This window comes from Nonomuraea sp. NPDC001699 (genome assembly GCF_053596455.1).
In genome coordinates this window covers 176,368-197,096 of record NZ_JBSFGF010000018.1, presented here as the reverse complement: position 1 = coordinate 197,096, position 20,729 = coordinate 176,368, and the positions used below count along the sequence as shown (strand labels likewise).

General features: G+C 71.2%; 17 protein-coding genes. 11 read left to right on the top strand and 6 right to left on the bottom strand.

The annotated features are described in order from the left end of the window. The first annotated feature begins 10 nt into the window (after nt 1–10). On the top strand, nt 11–1,123 hold the full coding sequence (locus ACWCSU_RS38575) for an ATP-binding protein (RefSeq protein ID WP_357693738.1): 1,113 nt from the start codon (nt 11–13) through the stop codon (nt 1,121–1,123). Then, complete coding sequence (locus tag ACWCSU_RS38570; RefSeq protein WP_449941790.1) at nt 1,120–3,873, top strand: DUF5682 family protein; 2,754 nt, start codon at nt 1,120–1,122, stop codon at nt 3,871–3,873. Before ACWCSU_RS38575 ends, ACWCSU_RS38570 begins: the two co-directional genes overlap by 4 nt. Nucleotides 3,874–3,981: 108 nt before the next feature. On the opposite strand, the gene ACWCSU_RS38565 is transcribed toward ACWCSU_RS38570, so the two are convergent. From ACWCSU_RS38565 to ACWCSU_RS38550, 4 genes are all read right to left on the bottom strand, one after another. Continuing rightward, complete coding sequence (locus tag ACWCSU_RS38565; protein WP_449941788.1) at nt 3,982–5,241, bottom strand: lamin tail domain-containing protein; 1,260 nt, start codon at nt 5,239–5,241, stop codon at nt 3,982–3,984. A 121-nt stretch (nt 5,242–5,362) separates the two neighbouring features. Next, nucleotides 5,363–6,829, bottom strand: a complete 1,467-nt coding sequence (hpaE, locus tag ACWCSU_RS38560; RefSeq protein WP_449941787.1) for a 5-carboxymethyl-2-hydroxymuconate semialdehyde dehydrogenase — start codon at nt 6,827–6,829, stop codon at nt 5,363–5,365. After that, the gene (gene dapA / locus ACWCSU_RS38555) at nt 6,829–7,740 is read right to left on the bottom strand and encodes a 4-hydroxy-tetrahydrodipicolinate synthase (RefSeq protein ID WP_449941785.1); all 912 of its coding nucleotides are present in this window, start codon (nt 7,738–7,740) and stop codon (nt 6,829–6,831) included. Before dapA ends, hpaE begins: the two co-directional genes overlap by 1 nt. A gap of 21 nt (nt 7,741–7,761) precedes the next feature. Beyond that, nucleotides 7,762–9,162 carry a fumarylacetoacetate hydrolase family protein gene (locus ACWCSU_RS38550; RefSeq protein WP_449941783.1) on the bottom strand — a complete coding sequence of 467 codons (1,401 nt, stop codon included), beginning with the start codon at nt 9,160–9,162 and terminating at the stop codon, nt 7,762–7,764. A gap of 162 nt (nt 9,163–9,324) precedes the next feature. On the opposite strand from ACWCSU_RS38550, the gene hpaD reads away from it, so the two are divergent. The 4 genes from hpaD (at nt 9,325) to ACWCSU_RS38530 (ending at nt 12,275) form a co-directional block, all read left to right on the top strand. Next, on the top strand, nt 9,325–10,185 hold the full coding sequence (hpaD, locus tag ACWCSU_RS38545; protein WP_357693726.1) for a 3,4-dihydroxyphenylacetate 2,3-dioxygenase: 861 nt from the start codon (nt 9,325–9,327) through the stop codon (nt 10,183–10,185). A 14-nt stretch (nt 10,186–10,199) separates the two neighbouring features. Further along, the gene (locus tag ACWCSU_RS38540; RefSeq protein WP_449941781.1) at nt 10,200–10,955 is read left to right on the top strand and encodes an alpha/beta fold hydrolase; all 756 of its coding nucleotides are present in this window, start codon (nt 10,200–10,202) and stop codon (nt 10,953–10,955) included. Further along, nucleotides 10,952–11,617 (top strand): GntR family transcriptional regulator, encoded by a 666-nt coding sequence (locus ACWCSU_RS38535; RefSeq protein ID WP_357693723.1) that lies wholly within the window; start codon nt 10,952–10,954, stop codon nt 11,615–11,617. The genes ACWCSU_RS38540 and ACWCSU_RS38535 overlap by 4 nt, the downstream gene beginning before the upstream one ends. 70 nt (nt 11,618–11,687) lie before the next feature. Beyond that, nucleotides 11,688–12,275: a TetR/AcrR family transcriptional regulator gene (locus tag ACWCSU_RS38530; protein ID WP_357693721.1), complete on the top strand. Its 588-nt coding sequence runs from the start codon at nt 11,688–11,690 to the stop codon at nt 12,273–12,275. Nucleotides 12,276–12,359: 84 nt separating this feature from the next. Here the strand turns inward: ACWCSU_RS38530 and ACWCSU_RS38525 are convergent, their stop codons facing one another. After that, on the bottom strand, nt 12,360–13,349 hold the full coding sequence (locus ACWCSU_RS38525; protein WP_397042562.1) for a methyltransferase: 990 nt from the start codon (nt 13,347–13,349) through the stop codon (nt 12,360–12,362). Nucleotides 13,350–13,563: 214 nt separating this feature from the next. Between ACWCSU_RS38525 and ACWCSU_RS38520 the strand changes: the two genes are divergently transcribed. From ACWCSU_RS38520 to ACWCSU_RS38505, 4 genes are read left to right on the top strand one after another with little or no spacing between them, the layout of a single operon-like run. Further along, nucleotides 13,564–15,288 (top strand): dipeptide ABC transporter ATP-binding protein, encoded by a 1,725-nt coding sequence (locus ACWCSU_RS38520; protein WP_449941778.1) that lies wholly within the window; start codon nt 13,564–13,566, stop codon nt 15,286–15,288. 55 nt (nt 15,289–15,343) lie between these two features. Next, on the top strand, nt 15,344–16,948 hold the full coding sequence (locus tag ACWCSU_RS38515; RefSeq protein WP_449941777.1) for an ABC transporter substrate-binding protein: 1,605 nt from the start codon (nt 15,344–15,346) through the stop codon (nt 16,946–16,948). A gap of 9 nt (nt 16,949–16,957) precedes the next feature. After that, the gene (locus tag ACWCSU_RS38510) at nt 16,958–17,902 is read left to right on the top strand and encodes an ABC transporter permease (protein ID WP_357693713.1); all 945 of its coding nucleotides are present in this window, start codon (nt 16,958–16,960) and stop codon (nt 17,900–17,902) included. Continuing rightward, complete coding sequence (locus ACWCSU_RS38505) at nt 17,899–18,810, top strand: ABC transporter permease (RefSeq protein WP_357693711.1); 912 nt, start codon at nt 17,899–17,901, stop codon at nt 18,808–18,810. The genes ACWCSU_RS38510 and ACWCSU_RS38505 overlap by 4 nt, the downstream gene beginning before the upstream one ends. A 56-nt stretch (nt 18,811–18,866) precedes the next feature. On the opposite strand, the gene ACWCSU_RS38500 is transcribed toward ACWCSU_RS38505, so the two are convergent. After that, complete coding sequence (locus ACWCSU_RS38500; protein WP_449941774.1) at nt 18,867–19,838, bottom strand: aldo/keto reductase; 972 nt, start codon at nt 19,836–19,838, stop codon at nt 18,867–18,869. Nucleotides 19,839–19,953: 115 nt separating this feature from the next. On the opposite strand from ACWCSU_RS38500, the gene ACWCSU_RS38495 reads away from it, so the two are divergent. Then, the gene (locus ACWCSU_RS38495) at nt 19,954–20,700 is read left to right on the top strand and encodes an SDR family NAD(P)-dependent oxidoreductase (protein ID WP_449941772.1); all 747 of its coding nucleotides are present in this window, start codon (nt 19,954–19,956) and stop codon (nt 20,698–20,700) included. Nucleotides 20,701–20,729 lie beyond the last annotated feature (29 nt).

The window sequence follows — 20,729 nt, the reverse complement described above, 5'->3', positions numbered from 1 at the left end:
ACCCCCGACCATGAGTGACATGCTGCGCGCCCCCGCAGAGGTGAAGTACGCCGACGAGCTCGACTGGCTGGAGTCGGTCGACGACGGCCCCAAGCCGTTCTCGTGGCGGCTCAGCCCGCGCATGATCCGCATCTTCATCCTCGGCTCCGAGCGCTCCGACGGGCTCGACCGCGAGATCCCGCAGAAGTGGTTCGGTGACCGCAGCTTCGTCGAGCGCAGCATCGTGACGCTGGCCTCCGACCGCGGCCTGCTGCTGATCGGCGACCCGGGCACGGGCAAGAGCTGGCTGGCCGAGCTGCTGTCCGCGGCGATCAGCCGCAACTCCACGCTGGTCGTGCAGGGCACCGCGGGCACCACCGAGGACCACATCAAGTACTCGTGGAACGTCTCGATGGTCATCGCCAAGGGCCAGTCGCGCGAGTCGATGATCCCCTCGCCGATCATGAACGCCATGGAGCAGGGCGTGATCGGCCGCTTCGAGGAGCTGACCCGCTCGACCAGCGACGTCCAGGACGCGCTGATCTCGATCCTGTCGGAGAAGTACGTCTCCATCCCCGAGCTCGACGACGACAACATCGTCTTCGCCCAGCCCGGCTTCTCGATCATCGCCACCGCCAACAGCCGCGACCGGGGCGTCAACGACCTGTCCTCCGCGCTCAAGCGCCGCTTCAACTTCGTCCGCATCCCGGTGGTGACGAACAAGAAGAGCGAGGCGGAGATCGTCCGCTTCCGTACCGAGGAGCTGCTGCGCAGGCACCAGATCGAGCTGGACCTGCCGCCCACGCTGCTGGACATCCTGCTGCAGAGCTTCGCCGACCTGCGGGCCGCGGCCGCCTCGGCGACCAGCGACGACGAGAAGCTGGAGTCCGCGCTGTCCACGGCCGAGCAGATCGGCGTGCTGGAGGACGCGATCCTGCACAGCCACTTCTTCGGCGACCGCACGCTGCGCCCCGACACGCTCGCCGGTTCGCTGGTCGGCTCGCTGGCCCGGCGCAGCCCGGAAGACCTGGCCATCCTCAACAAGTACTGGCACGGTGTCGTCGAGCCGCGCAGCAAGAAGGACGGCGGCCCGTGGCAGGACTTCCTCGAGGGCGGCCGCCAGGCCATCTCCACCCTGTCATGAGCCTCTTCCAACCGCTGAAGGAGCAGCTCAGCGAGGCCGCCTCGGCCTTCGCGGGCGACGGCGCGGTGTCGTCCATCCTCACCGGCATGCTGGAGGACGTCGACCGGGCGCTGCGCGAGGAGCTGGAGATCTTCCCGGTCTGTCACCATTCGCCGGCCTCGGCGCTGGCCATGGTGCGCCGCCTGCGGGAGAAGCAGCCCAAGGTCATCTACCTGGAGCTCTGCGAAGACCTGACGCCGCTGCTGACCGAGCTGCGCAACTGCCGGCTGCCGGTGGCGCTCCAGGCGTTCGCGACCGAGCTGGACGGCTTCCCCAAGGGTTCGGGGCCGCTGAGCGTGGTGGCCCCGATCACCGAGGCGTCGGCCGAGTACCAGGCCATCTCGTACGCGCTGGAGACCCCGGGCGTCGAGCTGGTGCTGGTCGACCGCTCGTCGGACCACGTCTTCCAGTGGCTGCCGCAGGAGCGGGAGGAGCCGGCGAAACCGGGGGAGGAGGCCGGCCTGCACGGCGACGCCGTCGGCGTGGAGATCGGCGACCTGCGCCCCCGCTTCGCGGAGCTGGAGGAGCATCTGCTCCACCACGGCAAGGTGCGCCACTGGTCGGAATGGTGGGACCAGTACGTCGAGCAGCCGCTCTCCGGCGCCGACTACGACACCTACCGCCAGGTCATGGTCCTCATCGGCAGCCTGTTCCGCCGGTTGCGCCCCGACGACGACCGGCTGGCCGGCGACGAGGAGCGCGAGCGCTACATGTGGACCAGGATGCGCGAGCACCTGTCCACCTCGGGCGCCGACCCGGCCGACTGCCTGTACGTCTGCGGAGCCTTCCACGCCGCCAGCCGCGTCGAGCAGTTCGGCCTGGCCGCCACGGCCCCGTACGAGATCGGCCCGCGTACCGCGACCCGCTGGCTGTACGGGCTGATCCCCTCCAGCCACTCGGCCATCGAGGCGCAGTTCGGGCTGGCCTCGGGGTCGGTCTCGATCGCCGCCGCGACCTGGGCCAAGGCGGTGACGCGGAGCAAGCTGACCCCGTTCCAGCTCAGCGGGCAGAAGGGGGCCAGGAAACGGCCGGTCAAGCTGCCCGCGCCCACCGCGCCGGCGCAGGTCACCGACCGGCTGACCGGGTTCCTGTCCAGGCCGCCCGCGCTCGACGCGCTCGACGAGGCCGAGCTGCTGGGCTGGAGCGTGGACATCGTCCGGCTGGCCCGGCGCAACGGCTACCTCGCCAGCACCGCCGACGCCATCGCGGTGTTCGAGACGTCGATCCTGCTCGCCGGCATGCGCAACCGGGCCAGGCCGACGCCGTACGACTTCCAGGACGCGGCGGTCACCTGCATCGAGAAGGACGTCGTGCCGGGCCGGCGCGACGTGCGGCGCCTGTGCGAGATCCTGCTCGGCGGCGACCGCATCGGCTCGGTCGGCTACGACGCGCTGCCGCCGCTGGCCCAGAACGTCTACGACCGGCTGCGGCCGCTCGGCGTCGACTTCGACAAGCGCACGATCCAGCGGGCGCTGCTCGACCTGCACTCCGATCCGGAGCTGCGGCCCTGCTCCGACCTGCTGTGGATGCTGCGCTTCCTGCTGCCGGGCGACGCGGCACGGCCGATCATGGGCGAGCGCCGGCTCGGCGAGCGGTCGATCCAGGAGAGCTGGGACCTCGCGCTCGGGCGCAACCAGCGGGCCATCATCGAGCTCGGCTACGAGGGCGTCACCATCGAGCAGGTGGTCGAACAGCGGCTGCGGCGCATGGTCTGGGAGCCGGACGCCACCGCCGCCGTGGCGCTGGCCGCCGTCGAGGACGCCATCCTCTACCTGGGCGGCGGGCGTATCGCCGACGAGCTGGGCGCGCGGGCGGTCGAGCTGCTCGCCGCCGAGCGCGGCGTCGACGACGCGCCCGACGTGCTGCGGCGCATCCGCCGCCTGCTGGCCTACTACCGCACCGCCGAGCCCACGCTGCCGGCGTGGTGCGAGGCGTTCGTGACCGAGGGGTACGCGCACTACTGCACCCTGCTCCCGACCGCGTTCGTCGAGGACGACACCGGCGTGCGGCAGGTGTCGGCGATGCTCGGGTTCCTGTTCACGATGGAGGGGCTGGCGCTGGCGCTGGGCTGCGACCGGGCGCAGCTGGAGATCGCGGTGCGGCAGTCGCATCCGGAGGCGCCGGCCAAGGTGGCGCTGCTGTGGGCCGCCCAGCACCTGCTGGGGCTGCTGCCGCTGGCCGAGCTGCGGTCGCGGTGCGACGAACTGCTGGGCAACCCGCTGGTCATCCCGTCGTTCCCGCAGTACATCACCGGGTTCGTCCAGGCGATGGAGCCCGCACCGGCGCTGTCCGGGTTCGTGGTGGAGGTGATCTCCAAGGCGTTCGGACGGCTGCCCGACCACGTGTTGCTGCCGTGGCTGCCCAAGTTGATCACGACGCTGCGTGACCAGGCGGGGGAGCTGATGCCGGTCCTCGTCCGGGAGGCCGGGCGCACGTTCCCGGGCAGCCTGACGGCGGTGGACGCCTGGACGCCGCCCTGGGCCCGTACGGCGGCGCCCGCGCCGAAGGCGGTCCTGGCGGTCGCGTCGGGGCCGGTCGCGGAGCTGCTGGCGGGGCACCCGGTGGCCTGCGACGCGGTGGCCGGGCTGCTGGGCTGCGAGGGCGGCTGGCAGGCTGCCACCCCCGCCACCGGCTCCCGGCACCGAGAGGTGGAAACCCTGCTCACCGACCACCCCACCACGGCCACCGCCCTGGCAGCACTGCTGGTATGAGTGGGCCACCCTGCCCCGAGCCGCTGCCGCTCCGGGCAGGTCACCCCCGCCCTGGGCGCGACCGCGCCCGCGGACGCTCAGGGCGGGGTGGGTGTTCTTCGGTCGGGATCAGTGGTTGAAGGGGATGGTGCGGCCGGGGTGGACGGCGTCGGGTTTGTAGGTGACCCGGTCGATGGTCAGGCCCTTCGGGTCCACCAGGAGGATCGTGTCGCCCTGGTTCCGCAGCTGCCCGCGCCCGCCCACCACGACCTGTACCACGCCCCCGCCCGCGACCGTCCCCGTCAGCTCCTCGCGCCCGCCCCCCGAGTCCGCCAGCGCCCATCCGGCCAGGTCCACGGCCCGGCTGGTGACGTTGAGCAGGGTGACGGTCTCGTGCCCCCGGTCGCCGCCCAGCGGGTCGGGCAGCGCGGCCACGATGAGCACGTCCCCGGTGGACGGCGGGTGCGGTTCGACGGTGGCGCCGGGCGGCGCCGGGTCGGGGCTGATGACGAAGTCCTCCGGCCAGGCCGTGAGCTGGATCCGGGTGCCCGAGGCCCGGATCACGTCGTGCAGGTTGCCGTGTTCGAGCCGGTCCAGCAGGAAGACCGCGTCGTCCCGGTTGACGGGGTCGGCCCGGAGCCAGGCGTCGAAGCCGTCGAGGTCGGCCGCTCCGGTCGCGAGGTAGGGCACCAGCCTGCGGAACAGCTTGGGCCACATGACCAGTCCGGTGAGCGCGTCCAGGGAGCCGACCTCGGCGGGCCCGTCGGGGTCGGCGGCCGAGCGCGGCCAGATGCCGGTGGGCGACGCCTGCGCCCTGGCCGCACGCGACACCCCGGCCAGGTGCGCGCGCAGCGTCGCGGGCAGCGTGGCGTAGAAGGCCGGGTACGTCAGCCCGGCGGCCAGCAGCCTGGCGTTCGCGGACGTGTCCACCAGCGCCTCGTCGAGGAACACGGCCAGCCCGTCGGGCCCTGGGTGCTCGCCGGGGAACGCGAAGCCGATCAACCGCCCGTTGGCGTCGATGCCGTTGCTGAGGACGTGCCCGCGCAGCTCGTCCTGGTCGGCGGAGCGGACCTTGTTGGGCAGGTCGTCGAAGAAGCGCACGTTCGTGAAGCCGAGCAGGCGCAGCAGCTCGTCGCGGGCGGCGTTCGCGCCGGTCAGCTCCTGGTGGGTGTCCTGGAAGTGGGTCTCCAGCGCGTCGATGGCCTCCAGACGGACGGAGATGCCGCGCGCGCTGAGCCCCGGCGGCCGTCCGGACGGCCGGGCCAGCCCTTCGACCAGGGCGGGCGTGTCCGGCCTGAACTTGATCGTGTCGCCGTCGGGCTCGGGGCCCTGCCGGGGAAGGTCCGGGTAACGAATCACGAAGCTGCCGCGCAAAAGTGTGTAGCTCATTGGGTTCCCCCCAAAGATGGCCATCACCGCCGTATCGGCCACCGGGAGCGTAACTCCGCGCACTTCTCGGCGTCCACGTCCCACGCCGGGCCGGGATCGGCCCCGCGTGGGACGTGCCGGATCAGGCGGCGCCGAACCGGGGGATCGGCAGATCCTCGGTGGCGACGTGCACGATGTGCGACTCGGTGTAGACGTCGATGCTGTGCCTGCCGCCCTCACGGCCCACGCCGCTGGCCTTCACCCCGCCGAACGGCGTACGCAGGTCGCGCACGTTCTGGGAGTTGACCCAGACCATGCCCGCCTCGATCGACTGGGCCAGCCGGTGCGTCCGGCGCAGGTCGTTGGTCCACAGGTACGCCGCCAGGCCGTACCGGGTCGCGTTGGCCAGCTCCACCGCCTCCGTCTCGGTGGAGAAGGGCGTCACGCAGACGACCGGTCCGAAGATCTCCTCCTGGAAGATCCGCATGTGCGGGGCCACGTCGGCGAACACCGTCGCGGACAGGAAGTTGCCCGACGTCAGGTGCTCGGGCCGGGAACCGCCGGCCACCAGGCGGGCGCCCTCGCCCGAGCCGATCGCGACGTACTCCATGACGCGCTCGTAGTGCTCGGGGTGGATGAGCGCGCCCAGCTCGGTGGCCGGGTCGTCGGGCGCGCCCACGCGCACCCGCGCGGCCCGCTCGGCCAGCCGCGTCACGAACTCCTCGTAGACGGTGTCCTGGACGAGCACCCGCGAGCTGGCCGTGCAACGCTCGCCGTTCAGCGAGAACACGCCGAAGACGGCCGCGTCGAGCGCCCGCTCCAGGTCGGCGTCCTCGAAGACGAGCAGCGGCGACTTGCCGCCCAGCTCCATCGACAACGTCTTCAGCGACGACGCGGCGTTGCGCATGATGGTCTGCCCGGTGCCGCTCTCGCCGGTGAAGGAGATCACCGGGACGTCGGGGTGGGCGACCAGCGCCGCGCCGGCGTCCTCGCCGATGCCGTGGACCAGGTTGAACACGCCCGCGGGCAGCCCGGCCTCCTCCATGATCTGCGGCAGCAGGCTCGCCGAGGCCGGGGACCATTCGGCGGGCTTGAGCACGACCGGGCAGCCGGCGGCCAGCGCGGGGGCCAGCTTCCAGGTCTCCAGCATGAACGGCGTGTTCCACGGCGTGATCAGCCCGGCCACGCCGACCGGCTTGCGCACGACGTAGTTGAGCTGCGCGGAGCCGACGCGGTAGACGTCCTCGCCCATCGTGGTGATCACGTCGGCGAAGAAGCGGAAGTTGTGCGCGGCGCGCCGGGCCTGGCCGCGGGCCTGGGTGATCGGCAGGCCGGTGTCCCGGCACTCCAGGGCGGCGATCTCGTCGTCCCTGGACTCGATGGCCGCCGCGACCGCGCGCAGGGTCCCGGCCCGCTGCTCGGCGGGCATCGTGCTCCACGGGCCGTCGGTGAACGCCTTCTGGGCGGCGGCCACGGCCGCGTCCACGTCGGCCGCGCCGCCCGCGGACACCTCCAGGTACGGCTCGTTCGTGGTCGGGTCGAGCGCGGTGAAGGTCGCACCGGACTGGCTCGGGACGTGCCGGCCGCCGATGTAGTGCTCCAGTTTCATCAGGCGACTCCCTCGCTCTGTGCCAGTAGTTCGTTGATCCGGGCGATGCCGGGTTCGGTGGGGGTGATCAGGGGCGCCCGTACGTGACCGGAGGCGATCAGGCCGCGCTGCTCCAGCACCCACTTGGCGGGGGCCGGGTTCGTCTCCACGAACAGCAGCTCGACCAGCGGGTGCAGCGAGTAGTGCAGGTCCAGCGCGGTCGCGCGGTCGCCGGACGTGTACGCCTCGTACATGCGGGCCACGGTCTTCGGCGCGAGGTTGGCCGCCGCGCTGACGAAGCCGACGCCGCCGATGGCCAGCAGCGGCAGGCAGAGCAGCTCGATGCCGGACCACATGAGGAAGTCGCGCCCGCACAGGTTGAGCACGTGCGAGAAGTGCTCGAAGTCCTTGGTGGTCTCCTTGATGCCGACGATGTTGTCGTGGTCGCGGCGCAGCCTGGCCACGGTGGCGGGGGCGATGTCGACGGCGGTGCGGGAGGGCACGTTGTAGATGACGATCGGCAGCGCGGGGAACTCGGCGGCGACCGTGGCGTACCAGCGGTAGAGGGCTTCCTGGGTGGGACGGGCGTAGTAGGGCGTGATGACCAGGGCGGCGTCGGCGCCCAGGCGCTCGGCCTCGGCGGTCAGCCGCAGGGTCTCGTCGAGCTTGGCCGACCCGGTGCCGGGCAGGAACGGCACCCGGTCGGCGGTCTCCTCGGCCACCACGGCCATCGCCGCGACGCGCTCCTCGACGGACTGGGCGCCGGGCTCGCCGGTGGACCCGCCGGTCGAGATGCCGTGCGAGCCCTGGTCGAGCTGCCAGCGCACCAGCGAGCGCAGCGAGTCGAGATCCAGCGACCCGTCGGCGGCGAACGGCGTCACCACGGGGGCGATGGATCCGCGGACGGTCGACGGATCGGAGCGGAACTTCATGGGGTTCTCCTTCTCGGGGGGTCAGCGCTGCTGCTCGTACGCCTCGCGCCAGGCGCCCTTCAGCGGGTAGAGGCCGTCGACCGAGGCTCCCTCGGAGACGCGATCGAGGATGAAGCGCTCCTCGTCCTCCTGCCGGGCGGCGTCCCCGGCGAGCTCGGCGACCAGCGCGGGCGGGATGACGACGACGCCCTCGGCGTCGCCCACCAGCACGTCGCCGGGGCACACCAGCACGCCGCCGCAGTCCACCGGCACCTGGGAGTCCATCGGGACGTGGCGGCGGCCGAGCACGGCGGCGTGCGCGGCGCCGTAGTAGGAGGGCAGGTCGAGGGAGGCGAAGGAGGGGCTGTCGCGCAGCCCGCCGTCGGTGACGACGCCGGCGGCGCCCCGGCGCAGGGCGCGCATGGCCAGGATGTCGCCCAGCGTGCCGGCGCCGTGCTCGCCCCGGGCGGAGATCACCAGCACCTCGCCGGGCTGGAGCTCCTCGACGGTGCGCTTCTGGGCGTTCATGCCGCCGCCGCGCTCGGCGAAGACGTCCTCGCGCAGCGGCAGGTAGCGCAGGGTGCGTGCGACGCCGACCATGCGCAGGTCGGGGCGGGCGGGGCGGACGCCCTCGATGAAGTGGTGGTCGATGCCGCGCGAACGGAGCTGGGAGGAGAGCGTCGCGGTCGAGACCGACCGCAGCGCGGCGACGATCTCCGGGGTCAGGGGGCCGGGCGCGGGGTGCGCGGCGCCGTACGCGGCGGCCCGGGTCGCGTCGGTGACCTTGGGCTGGACGCCGTACGCCGCCGGTGGTCCCTGGCCCGCGACGACCTCGTTGCGCAGCCGGGCCGTGCCCTCCAGCTCGACCTCCACCACGTCCCCGGGTTGCACGACGGTCGAGCCCGCCGGGGTGCCGGCCAGGATCAGGTCGCCGGGTTCCAGCGTCATGTACCGGGACAGGTCGGCGATCAGCAGGTCGAAGCCGAACAGCAGCTCGTCGGTGCACGCCTCCTGGGCCGGCTCGCCGTTGACGTACGTGCGCAGCCACAACCGCCCCGGGTCGGCGCCGGTGAGCAGTTCCGAGCCGACCGGGGTGAACCCGTCCTGGCCCTTGGCCCGCAGGTTGGAGCCGAGGTCGGCGTGCTTGAAGTCGTAGACGCCGAAGTCGTTCGCCGCCACGTACCCGGCCACGTGCTCCAGCGCGTGCTCGGGGGAGACGCGGTGGGCGCGGCTGCCGATCAGCACGCCGATCTCGCCCTCGAACGCCAGCAGCTCGCACCCGTCCGGACGCACCACGGGCCGGCCGGACCAGGACAGGGACGTCGGCGGCTTGAGGAAGTAGGAGGGGACGGCAGGGACGCGACCGCGCTCGGCGGCCCGGCCGCGGTAGTTCAGATGGACCGCGATGATCTTCCCCGGTGACAGGCCAAGAGGGTGTCCCACCTCGTCTCCTTCCAAATCATATACGACATCGTTTATGTTATGACATGTGGAACAATATCGACAAACCCCCTCAGATGCCTACATGATGCTCATCACGTCATCAGTGGAGAGGAGAGTGCGGATGATGGTTCAGACCGCCCAAGCGGGCCGGCGGGTGGCGTGATGGGCGAGATCGTGCTCGCCGCGAAGATCACGCACGTGCCGTCGATCTGGCTGTCGATCCAGCCCGGCAAACACTTCGGCATCCGCAGGCCCGCCGAGCTCGCCCTCGCCGAGGTCGGCAGGCGGGCACGCGAGCGCGGCGCGGACACGTTCCTGATCGCCGACACCCACTGGATGAACAGCATCGGCTTCCACCTCAACGGCAAGCCGCGCCACCGGGCCACGTACGTCAGCCATGAGTTGCCGCACTTCATCCACGACCTCGCCTACGACTACGCGGGCGACCCGGAGCTGGCCGAGCTGATCCGCGAGGAGATCGTCGCGGGCGGCCAGAAGGCCCGCGTGCACACCTACCAGGACCTGGGCCTGGAGTACGCCACGCTGGTGCCGATGTACTTCATGAACCAGGACGCCGGCATCCGGGTCCTGCCCATCGGCTGCAACATCTACTCGACCGTCGAGGAGAACCGGCGGATCGGCGAGGCCCTGCTGCGCGCCGTGCGGCGCAGTGACCGGAAGGTCGCCTTCCTGGCCAGCGGGTCGCTCTCGCACGCCTTCCCGCCCAACGAGATCGCCGAGTCGCTGCTCGACGACGTGAGCAGCGAGCTGAACCGCAACGTCGACCACGCGGTGCTGGAGATGTGGGGCGAAGGGCGCATCCCGGAGTTCCTCGACATGCTGCCTGACTACAACGAGCGTTGCACCGGCGAAGGGGCCATGGCCGACACCGCCATGCTGTTCGGGCTGCTGGGCTGGCGCGAGTACACCGGGCGGGGCGAGCAGCTCTGCCCGTACTTCGGCAGCAGCGGCACCGGCCAGGTGGTCGTCGACTTCCCCGTGCCCGCCCACCACACGACATGAAGGAATCAGCGCAGATGACGGCCGTACAGACGTTCACGCCCGACAGGCCCGGCGGGGCGCCGCCCGTGCTGCTGCTGCACGGGTTCGCCTCCAGCGGGCGGCAGGACTGGGTGGAGACCGGGATCGCGGCGGAACTGGCCGCGGCCGGGCGCGTGGTCGTCGTGCCCGACCTGCCCGGTCACGGCGAGAGCCCGGTTCCGGCCGGGCCGGTGGGTGCGTCAGAGGTCGCGGCGGCGCTGCTCGCCCTGACCGGCGACGGGCCGCTCGACGTGGTGGGCTACTCCCTCGGCGCCCGGCTCGCCTGGGAGCTGCCGGAGCTGGCCCCCGACCGGGTGCGCGCGGTCGTGCTGGGCGGGCTCAGCCCGTTCGAGCCGTTCGCCGCGCTCGACGTGGCGGCGCTGCGCTCGGCCGTGGCGGACGGCGAGCCGGGCGACCCGATGACCGGCATGATCGCGTCGATGATCGCGGGCGCCTCGGGCGGCGACCCCGAGCGCGCCGCCGGGCTGGTACGGCTGGTCGAGGGGCTGCGCGGCACGCCGTTCGAGCCCAAGGGCTGGGCCGGGCGCACACCGCCGGTGTTTGTGGCGGGCTCGCAGGACATGATGACCTCGGGCATCGAGAACGTCGTCGCGCTGGTCCCCGGCGCCCGGCTGGTCACCGTCCCCGGCGACCACCGAGCCGCGCTGGCCGGCCCCGAGTTCCGCGCCGCGATCGCCGCAGCGCTCGGTACGGCGTCCGATACGGCGTCCGATACGGTGCTCGGCACGTGACCAGCACCGACGGAGTCGCGTCGAAGGCGGAGCTCAGCTACGAGATCCTGCGTTCGCGCATCCTGGACGGCACGTACGGCCCCGGCTACCAGCTCGTCATGGACCGCCTCGCGCGGGAGATCGGCGTGAGCACGATCCCCCTGCGCGAGGCGCTGCGCCGCCTGCAGTCCGACGGGCTGGTGGAGGTCGTGCGCAACGTCGGCGCCCGCGTCGCGGTCTTCGACGCGGCGCAGGTGCGTCACACGCTGGAGGTGCTGGCCCGCCTGGAGGGGTACGCCACCGCCGTCGCCGCCCCGCGCATGGGCCCGGCGGACGTGGCCCGTTCCCGCGACATCAACGCCCGGCTGTTCCAGGCACTCGACTCCTTCGACCCCGCCGCGTTCACCGCGCTCAACCGCGCCTTCCACTTCTCGGTCTACGAGCACTGCGACGACGAGCACCTGAACTTCCTGCTGGAGGCCGAATGGACCAGGCTGGACCACATGCGGCGCTCGGTGTTCGGCTACCTGCCGGGCCGGGCCCGCCGTTCGGTCGAGGAGCACGAGCACCTGCTCGACCTCATCGCCGGGGGAGCCGACCCCGCGGAGATCGAACGGCTCGCCTGCGCGCACAAGACGAACACCGCCGGCGCCCTCTATGACGTCCGGGTCACCCGCGGCTAACGATCGGGTCATACCCTCCCGGCAGTTTGTCCTACACTGGTAGACGAAACGCCGTACGGAGGGGTGCCGCATGCCCAAGATCATTGACCACGACCAGCGTCGTAGCGACATCATCGACGTCACGTGGGAGCTGATCACGAAGGGGGGCATCGAGGCGGCCACCATGCGCGAGATCGCGAACGCGGCCGGCTTCGCCAACGGCGCGCTCAAGCACTACTTCCCCGGCAAGGAAGACATCATCGAGGCGACGTACGAGCGCGCCCTGGCCATCGTGACCAGCTACGTCAAGCTCGACGGCCGTCGCGGGCTGGGCGCGCTGCGGGAGATGTGCGAGGCGGCGATGCCGATCGACGAGGAGCGCATCACGGCCGGCCGGGTGCTGCTGATCTTCTGGCAGACCTCGCTGACCAACCCCAAGATGTACGACAAGTACCTGGAGCACCTGCGCGCCTGGCGCGGGATGCTCCACCGGCTCATCGGGGAGGGCCGCGCCGACGGCGACATCCGCACCTCGATCCCCGACGAGCAACTCGTGGACGAGCTCGTGCTGCTCAACGCGGGGGCCAACGTGATGAGCCTGGTCGGCCCGCAGTTCTCCACGGTCGAGCTGCAGAAGCGGCACCTGGAGTCGTTCTTCGACCGCATCTCCCAGCCCTGACCGGCCCTGGCCCGGCTCTGACCCGGCCCTGATCCCGCCCGTTCCGGCCCGCGTCGCGCGTCCGCGGCGCGGGCCGGCGCGTGCTCAGACCGCTTCGGCCACGATGACCCGCGGGCTGCCCGGCAGGGCCAGCTTGTCCACCGGCTTCCAGGCCGCCTCGTCGAGCCAGCCGCGCACCTCCGACTCCTCGTAGACGACGGTCCCGTCGATCACCAGGTACTCCCCGGCGTGCAGCGCGTCGATGGCGCGCTGCTCGGCGTCGTCGTCGAGGAAGAAGTCGAGCAGCAGCAGCCGCGCCCCGGGCGCCGCCGCCGCGCGGGCGTTGCGCAGGATGGCCCGGTTCTGCTCGACGCCGAACCGGTGGATGACGTGGTTGACCATGACCAGGTCGTACGGGCCGGACGGCGTGGCCGTGTCGGTCGGGACGCCGGTCACCTCGGCCCGGTCGGCGAACCCGGCCTGCGCCACCTGCTCGGCGATCGAGTCGGAGAAGGTCGGGTCGTACACGAAGGACGCCCGCAGCCCCGGGTTGGCGCGCAGGGCCTCGAAGGCGAAGGCGCTGGACAGACCGCCCAGGTCCAGCAGGCTGCGGAAGCCGGAGAAGTCGAACGCGCCGCCCAGCATCCTGGCGTGCAGGCTGTTGTAGGTCATCACCCCGGCCATGAACGTGCCCCACCGCTCGCCCGAGGTGTCCAGGACGCCCGGCTCGGTGGTGTCCACGGTCTTGTCGAACTGCAGCCAGTGCCCGTAGCTGACCTCGTTGAGGAAGGTCAGGAACGGGCCGAGGTCGAGCTCGGACGACTTCTGCCCGGCCAGGTAGCCGGCTGCGTCGGCGCCGAGGGCGTACCGGCCGCCGGTCCTGGTCAGCAGGCCGAGCCCGGCCATGCTGTCGGCCAGGATGCGGGCCATGCGGGGGGTGACGCCGGTGGCCGCCGCGATCTCCCCGGCGCTGCGCTCGCCGTCCGCGAGCGCCGCGAAGAGCCCGATGCGGCTGGCCGCGAAGAGCTGCTTGGCGCCCATGTAACCGGTGGCGATGGCGACGATCGGATCCGGCGTGGGGGAAGGCGTGGACATGGTCAAGGCCCTGCCCTTTCTGTATTGTCTACGAATGTAGACGTTCACCATAGACCCTCTGTCTACGAACGTGGAATAACCGTTGACAGTAGGGGGACCCTCTGTCAACCTTTGTAGAACTATCTGGCTCGAACATGGCTTTTCGGCAGCTCAGTGTGGGTTTGCGTGCCCCACTTCGAGCACGGGACCGGTGCCTGGAATGGAGCTCTCGCGCATGTCGCTGCTCAACCTGACGGACCTCACCATCGGCGTCACCCGGGAGGACGCCGAGCCCCAGGAACTCGTCCATCGGCTCACCCTCGACGTCGCCTCCGGGCAGACGCTCTGCGTGGTGGGGGAGTCGGGCAGCGGCAAGACCGTGACGGCGTTGTCGATCATCCGCCTGCTGGAGTTCGTGGCGCCGGCCTACACCGAGGGGACGATCGAGATCGGCGGCGTGGACGTCACGCGGCTGAGCGCCGAGCAGATGCGCGCCTACCGGGGCGCCCGGATCGGCATGATCTTCCAGGAGGCCCTGGACTCGCTCAACCCCGCCCAGCGCGTCGGCGCGCAGCTCATCGAGGGCTACCGGCCCGAGGGCGCGCTGCCCCGGCAGGCGCTGCGCCGGGGGAGCCGGTTGCGCCGCGAGGCCGAGGCCAAGGCCAGGAGCCTGCTCACCGAGGTCGGGCTGGACGACACCGACCGGATCATGGCGCTCTATCCGCACCGGATGTCCGGCGGCATGCAGCAGCGCGTGATGATCGCCATGGCGCTGATGTCCGACCCCGACATCCTCATCGCCGACGAGCCCACCACCGCGCTCGACGTGACGACGCAGGCCGAGATCCTGGCGCTGTTCCGCCGCGTGCAGCGTGAGCATCGGACCGCCTGCGTGTTCATCACCCATGACATGGGCGTCGCCGCCGAGATCGCCGACCGGATCGCCGTCATGTACCGGGGCAGGCTGGTGGAGATCGGCGACAAGATGGACATCCTTCTTAAGCCTACGCATCCATACACCAAGGCGCTGCTGGAATGCGTGCCGCGGCTCGGCGTCAGCCGCCGTACGGGCTTCCCGACGATCTCGGAATCCAAGCTGCGGGCCGCCACGGAAGGCTCCGGCGGGACCGTGACCGAGACGCCGGCGCTCGGCGACGAGCCGGCGCCGGTGACCGGCACCCCGCCCCTGGTCGTCGAGAACGTCACCAAGGTCTACCGGACCGGCCGCCGGGCGAGCGTGCGCGCGGTCGACGACGTCTCGCTGGAGATCGCGCCCGGCGAGTTCTTCGGCCTGGTCGGCGAGTCCGGCTCCGGCAAGACGACGCTCGGCCGCATGGTCAGCGCACTGGAACGGCCCACCTCGGGCAGCATCGCCTTCGGCGAGCACCGCATCACCGAGTCGGGGCTGCGCGGCGACGAGCGCGCCTTCCGCCGGGCCACCCAACTGATCTTCCAGGACCCGCAGAGCTCGCTCGACCCCCGGCACACCGTGGCCCGCATCATCGCCGAGCCGCTGCGCGAGCTGACCCCGCTGCGCGGCGCGGACCTCGACCGGCGGGTGGCCGAGCTGATCGACGAGGTCGGCCTGCCCGCCGACTGCGCCGGCAAGCTGCCCTCGCAACTGTCCGGCGGCATGCGCCAGCGCGTGTCCATCGCGCGCGCGGTCGCCGCCGAGCCGAAGCTCATCGTCGCCGACGAGCCCACCTCCGCCCTCGACGTCTCCGTCCAGGGCCAGGTCATGAACCTCCTCCTGCAACTGCGTCGCTCGCACGGCATCAGCTTCCTGTTCATCACGCACAACCTCAGCCTGGTGCTGTCGGTGGCCGACCGTGTCGGCGTGATGTACAAGGGCGATCTCATCGAGGTCGGCGCCCCGGAAACCATCGCCTCCTCCTCCACCCACGAGTACACGCGACGGCTCCTCGCCGCGAACCCCGACTTGTCGGCATACGTGGGATAGCCCCGGGCCGACCTTCTCTTCTGTCCCCCCTTTTAGAGCAAGAGCGAGAACCCCCATGAACGTGCTCAAGAGCCTGAGGGCCGGGCTCGTCTCCGTCGCCGCGGCGAGCGCACTGCTGCTCTCCGGCTGCGCGGGCGGCGCGACGTCGTCCTCCCCGTCCTCCTCCGCCGACGCAGGCACCCCCGTACGGGGCGGCGGCCTGGTCGTCGCGGTGCCGACCGACCCGCAGTCGCTGGACATGGTCGCCAACCCGGGCCAGGTCACCGCGCACATCGGCAACATGTTGTACGAGAAGCTCTTCGAGGTCGACAAGACCTTCACGGCCAGGCCGATGCTGGTCGACACCTACAAGCAGAGCGACGACCGGCTCACCTACACCTTCAGGCTGCGCGCCGGTGTCACGTTCCAAGACGGCAACCCGTTGACCGCCGCCGACGTGGTGGCCAGCCTGGAGCGCTGGCTGAAGAGCCACGTCACCGGCCAGCAGGTCGCCGCCGACGTCAAGAGCCTCAAGGCCACCGACGACACCACGGTCACGTTGGAGCTGAAGAAGCCGCGCTACCCGCTGATCGACGAGCTGGCCAGCCCCGGTGCGGAGGTCTACGAGGCGAAGAACCTCAAGGGCGTGCCGGCCACCGGCTTCGCCAAGGAGGGCGCGGTCGGCACCGGGCCGTACAAGCTGAAGAGCTGGGACATCGGGCAGCAGGTCGTGCTGGAGCGCTACGACGGCTACAAGTCGCGCACCGAGGAGGACTGGGGCGGCCAGGCCGGCGCCAAGCACGCCTACCTCGACACGGTCACCTACAAGGTCGTCGCCGACCAGGACGCCGTGGTCAACGGCCTCCAGACCGGCCAGTGGGCGCACGCCATGCCGGGCGACGACCAGTACACCCCGCTCAAGAACAATCCCGCCGTGGTCGTGTCGAACCTGGCCGGGGCCAACCAGAACGTGCTGATCCCCAACTTCAACCAGGGCTCCAAGTTCTCCGACGTACGGGCCCGGCAGGCGCTCAACCTGCTGATGGACAAGCCCGCGCTGAACGCCGCCACCGGCGGCGGCCCCGACCTCACCGCCGAGGTGGGCGCGCTGGTCTCGCAGGACAACAAGGGCCTGTACTCCACCGCCGGCGACGACGTCTACAAGCAGCACGACCCGAACAAGGCCAAGGAGCTGTTCGCGCAGGCCGGCGTCAACGCCGGTGACACCGTGCGCATCCTGACCTCCAGCAGCTACCCGCAGTTCAGCCAGTGGGCGGTGCTGCTGCAGGACCAGCTCTCCAAGATCGGCATCAAGACGAAGATCGACACCTACGACTTCCCGACGATGCTCGGCACGATCACCAAGGACCCCGGCGGCTGGGACATCACCACCCTGTTCTTCAACGCCGCGCTCACCTCGCCCTCGCAGATGCCCGCGCTGACCCTCGGGGCGTTCAACGGCTCGGGCTCGCCCGAGATGGCCAAGCTCATCGAGGACTACAACGCCGCGACCTCCCCGGAGACGGCCAGGACGCTGATGGACCAGCTCCAGGCGTTCGTGTGGCAGCAGTTCCCGGTCATCACGATCAGCCAGTCGAAGCTGTACGCCGCCTACTCGCCCAAGCTCAAGGGGTACGACACGTTCTACCGCGTGTTCTGGAACTCCTGGCTCCAGAAGTGAGGGGGGAACATGGCGGGACTGCTGCTCCGGCGACTGCGTGACCTGGTCGTCATCCTGCTGATCGTGGGCACGATGATGTTCTTCGTCATCCGCCTGATCCCGGGCGACCCGGCCATCGCGATCCTCGGCCCGACGGCCAGACCCGAGGACGTCGAGGCGCTCAGGCAGAGCATGGGCCTGTCCGGCTCGCTGTGGGAGCAGTACCTGAGCTGGCTCGGCAACGTGGCGGGCGGCGACTTCGGCTCGTCGATCACCTACCACGCGCCGGTGGTGGGGGTCGTGGCCGAGCACTTCGTCCCGACGCTGACCCTGGCGGTGATCAGCACCGTCGTCAGCTTCTTCGTCGCGGTGCTGGTCACCTCGTGGAACGCGGTCTCGCCGCGCAACCCCGTGGCCCGCGCGCTCAACCTGCTGTCCTCGCTCGGCATGGCGATCCCCGACTTCTGGATCGCGCTGATCCTGGTGCTGGTGTTCGCCGTGTCGCTGCGCTGGTTCCCCTCCAGCGGGTACGCCGACCTCTTCACCGATCCGGTCGCCGGGGTGCCGATGCTGGTGCTCCCGGTGGTGTGCCTGGTGATCGGGCAGTCGGCGCTGTTCACGTTGACGCTGCGGGAGAGCGTGCTCGGCGAGCTGCCGCACACGTACCTGCGCACCGCGCGGGTCAAGGGCCTGTCGGAGCGGCAGGTCATGCTCAGGCACGTGCTGCCGAACGCGCTCATGCCGCTGATCACCCAGCTCGGCAGCAACTTCGCGATGATGGTCGGCGGCATCGTGATCATCGAGTCGATCTTCGTCATCCCCGGGCTGGGGTCGCTGCTCATGGGCGCGGTCTCGACCCGGGACTTCCCGCTCGTCCAGGGCGTGACGTTGTTCGTCGCGCTGATGTTCGTGGTCGTCAACCTGATCGTCGACCTGTCCTATGCCCTCCTCGACCCCAAGGTGCGTGTTTCGTGACTACCGAGGCCGTCGCGGGGCGCGTCGGGACGGCCGGGCGGCCCTCCGCCGCCTCCCGTGCCTGGCGCCGCAACCGGGTGCTGATCACCGCCACCGCGCTGCTCGTCCTGGTCGTGCTGGCCGTCGTCCTGCTGCCGGTGTTCCTGCCGGACGCGAACGCGACCGACCCGGTGCACCGGCTGCTGCCGCCCTCGGCCGACCACCTGCTCGGCACCGACTCCTACGGCCGGGACGTGCTGAGCCGCCTGGTCTCCGGCGGCCGGGCCTCGCTCGGCCTGTCGGCGCTCATCACGCTCTGCGCGGCGTTCACCGGCATGGTGATCGGCCTGGTCAGCGGCTTCTACCGGACCGTGGACGCGATCGTCATGCGGATCATGGACGCCTGGATGTCGTTCCCCGCGATCATCCTGGCCATGGCGCTGGCCATCGGGCTCGGCGCCAGCATCTGGACCGAGCTGATCGCGCTGACGGTCATCTTCACGCCGTTCACGGCCCGGGTGATCCGCAGCCGGGTGCTCGGCGTGGCGGCGCGGCAGTACATCGGGGCGGCGCGGGTGTCGGGCATGCGGCCGGCGAAGATCCTGTTCGTGCACGTGCTGCCCAACGTGCTGCCGCTGGCGCTGGTGCAGGTCGTGATCCTGTCGGCCTCGGCGATGCTGGTCGACGGGGCGATGAGCTTCCTCGGGCTGGGCATCGCGCCGCCGACGCCGACCTGGGGCAACATGATCGCCGAGGGGCGGTCGTACCTGACGCAGGCGCCGTGGCTGATCGTGCTGCCGGGTGCGGCGATCATGTTCTGCGTGCTGCTGCTGAACCTCATCGGGTCGAGCATGCGCAACGTCGTGGACGCGCGCGCCCGGTCGATGAGCGAGCTGCAGAAGCTGCGCACCCGCCGTCCGGCACGGTGACGGCGGGCGCGCGAGGGGACGCCCGACGATCACCGCCGGGCGCCCCCGCGTCCGCGTCAGGGGGTCCAGACGCCGTCCGGGCTGACCTCGCGGTCCAGCCACAGGTCGGCCAGGGCCGCGCGGACCTGCGGCCCGTGCTCGCGCCAGAGTCGCAGCGCGCCCAGGTTGTCCTCCAGCTGGGCCGGCCTGCTCACCCCGAACAGCACGTTGGCCACCGCCGGATGCTCCAGGCAGAACACGATCGCGACCTGGCCCGGCGTCGCGCCGAACTCGTCCGCCACCCGCGCCACCACGTCCGCGGCCTCCCTGATCGCCTCCCGGATGCCGCCCGGGTCCGCGCCGATCTTCCGCTCGGGGAACTTCCTGCCGACCAGGATGCCGCCCTCGAAGACGTCGCTGGCCTGCAACGCCAGCGCCCCGGACGTGAAGTGCCGGCCGTAGAAGTCGCCCTCGGCCATCGAACGCCGCGCGATGCTGTACTTGAGCTGGGCGAAGCTCGGCGGCGTCAGGCCCTCCTCGGCGGCGAAGCGCAGCGCGAGGTCGACGTCCTCGGCGATCCAGTTGTTGACGCCCCAGCTCGCGAACCGGCCGGCCGCGATCTGCTCGGCGACGTCCGTCACGATCTGCCGGATGTCGGGCCGCTGCATGTAGTCGCCGACCACGACGGTCTCGGCGCTCTCGACGCCGACGCGCTCGAAGCTGACGTCGAGCTGCTCGCGGAAGCCCGTGCGCGGGTACTCCCACAGCCACAGCTTGCCGCAGAGCTGCCAGTCGTCCCGCTTCGCGCCCGCCTCGCGCACCGCCCGGCCGAAGATGAGGTCCGTACGGGCCTGCTCGGCGTGCGGGCCCATGTTGTAGTGGGCGACGTCGAAGAGGGTCACGCCGGCGTCGAGTGCCGCCCTGATCAGGGCCACCGCGTCGCCGAACTCCATGCGGTCCCAGGTGTTCCAGGATCCCAGCCCGAACAGGGACGTCGTGGGACCGCCCGGTCCGAGGCGTCGTACCGGAACCCGCTCTGTGTCGCTCACGTCGATCCACTCCCTGCCGGACGAGGTCTTTTTTGTCTACGCTTGTATAATAATAAACCCCGGACGCCCCCGCAGCCCCGTCTGTGAAGGGCCCTCACCGAACAGGAACCCCCACATGAGCGAACCTGTCGTTCCCAGGACCGTCCTCGTCACCGGCGGCGCGAGCGGCATCGGCCGCGGCGTCGCCGAGGCCTTCGCCGCGGCGGGCGATCGGGTCGTCGTCGCCGACCTCGACGAGGCGCGGGCGCGGGCCGTCGCCGAGGAGATCGGCGCCCACCACGTCCAGGTGGACGTCGGGGACGCCGCCTCCGTCGAGTCCGCCGTCGCGGCCGTCGTCGCCGAGCACGGCTCCATCGACGTGCTGGTGAACAACGCCGGGCACACCGCGGGCGGCGGCCTCCTCATCGGGCTCGACGTGGACGTCTTCGACGCCTGCGCCCGGGTGAACTTCCGCGGCACGTTCCTGATGACCAGAGCCGTCGGCGCGCACATGGTGGAGCGCGGCGTACGCGGCTGCATGGTCAACATCTCCTCCATCGGCGCCCGCCAGCCCACGCCCGGCCTCGGCCACTACGAGGCCACCAAGGCCGCCATCGACGCCCTGACCCGCTCGGCCGGCATCGAGCTGGCCCCGCACGGCATCCGCGTGAACGGCGTCGCCCCTGGGCCGGTGCTCACCCCGATGACGGCCATGTTCGCCACGGACGACGCGGCCAGGAAGGCGTGGGAGGCCCGGATCCCGCTGGGCTCGATCGCCCAGGTGGCCGACATCGTGCCGGCCGTGCTCTTCCTGGCCTCCGACGGCGCCCGCCACATCACGGGCGTCAGCCTCCAGGTGGACGGCGGCCAACTCCTGGCCTGACCCCGCCCCCGCCGGGACCGGGCCGCCAC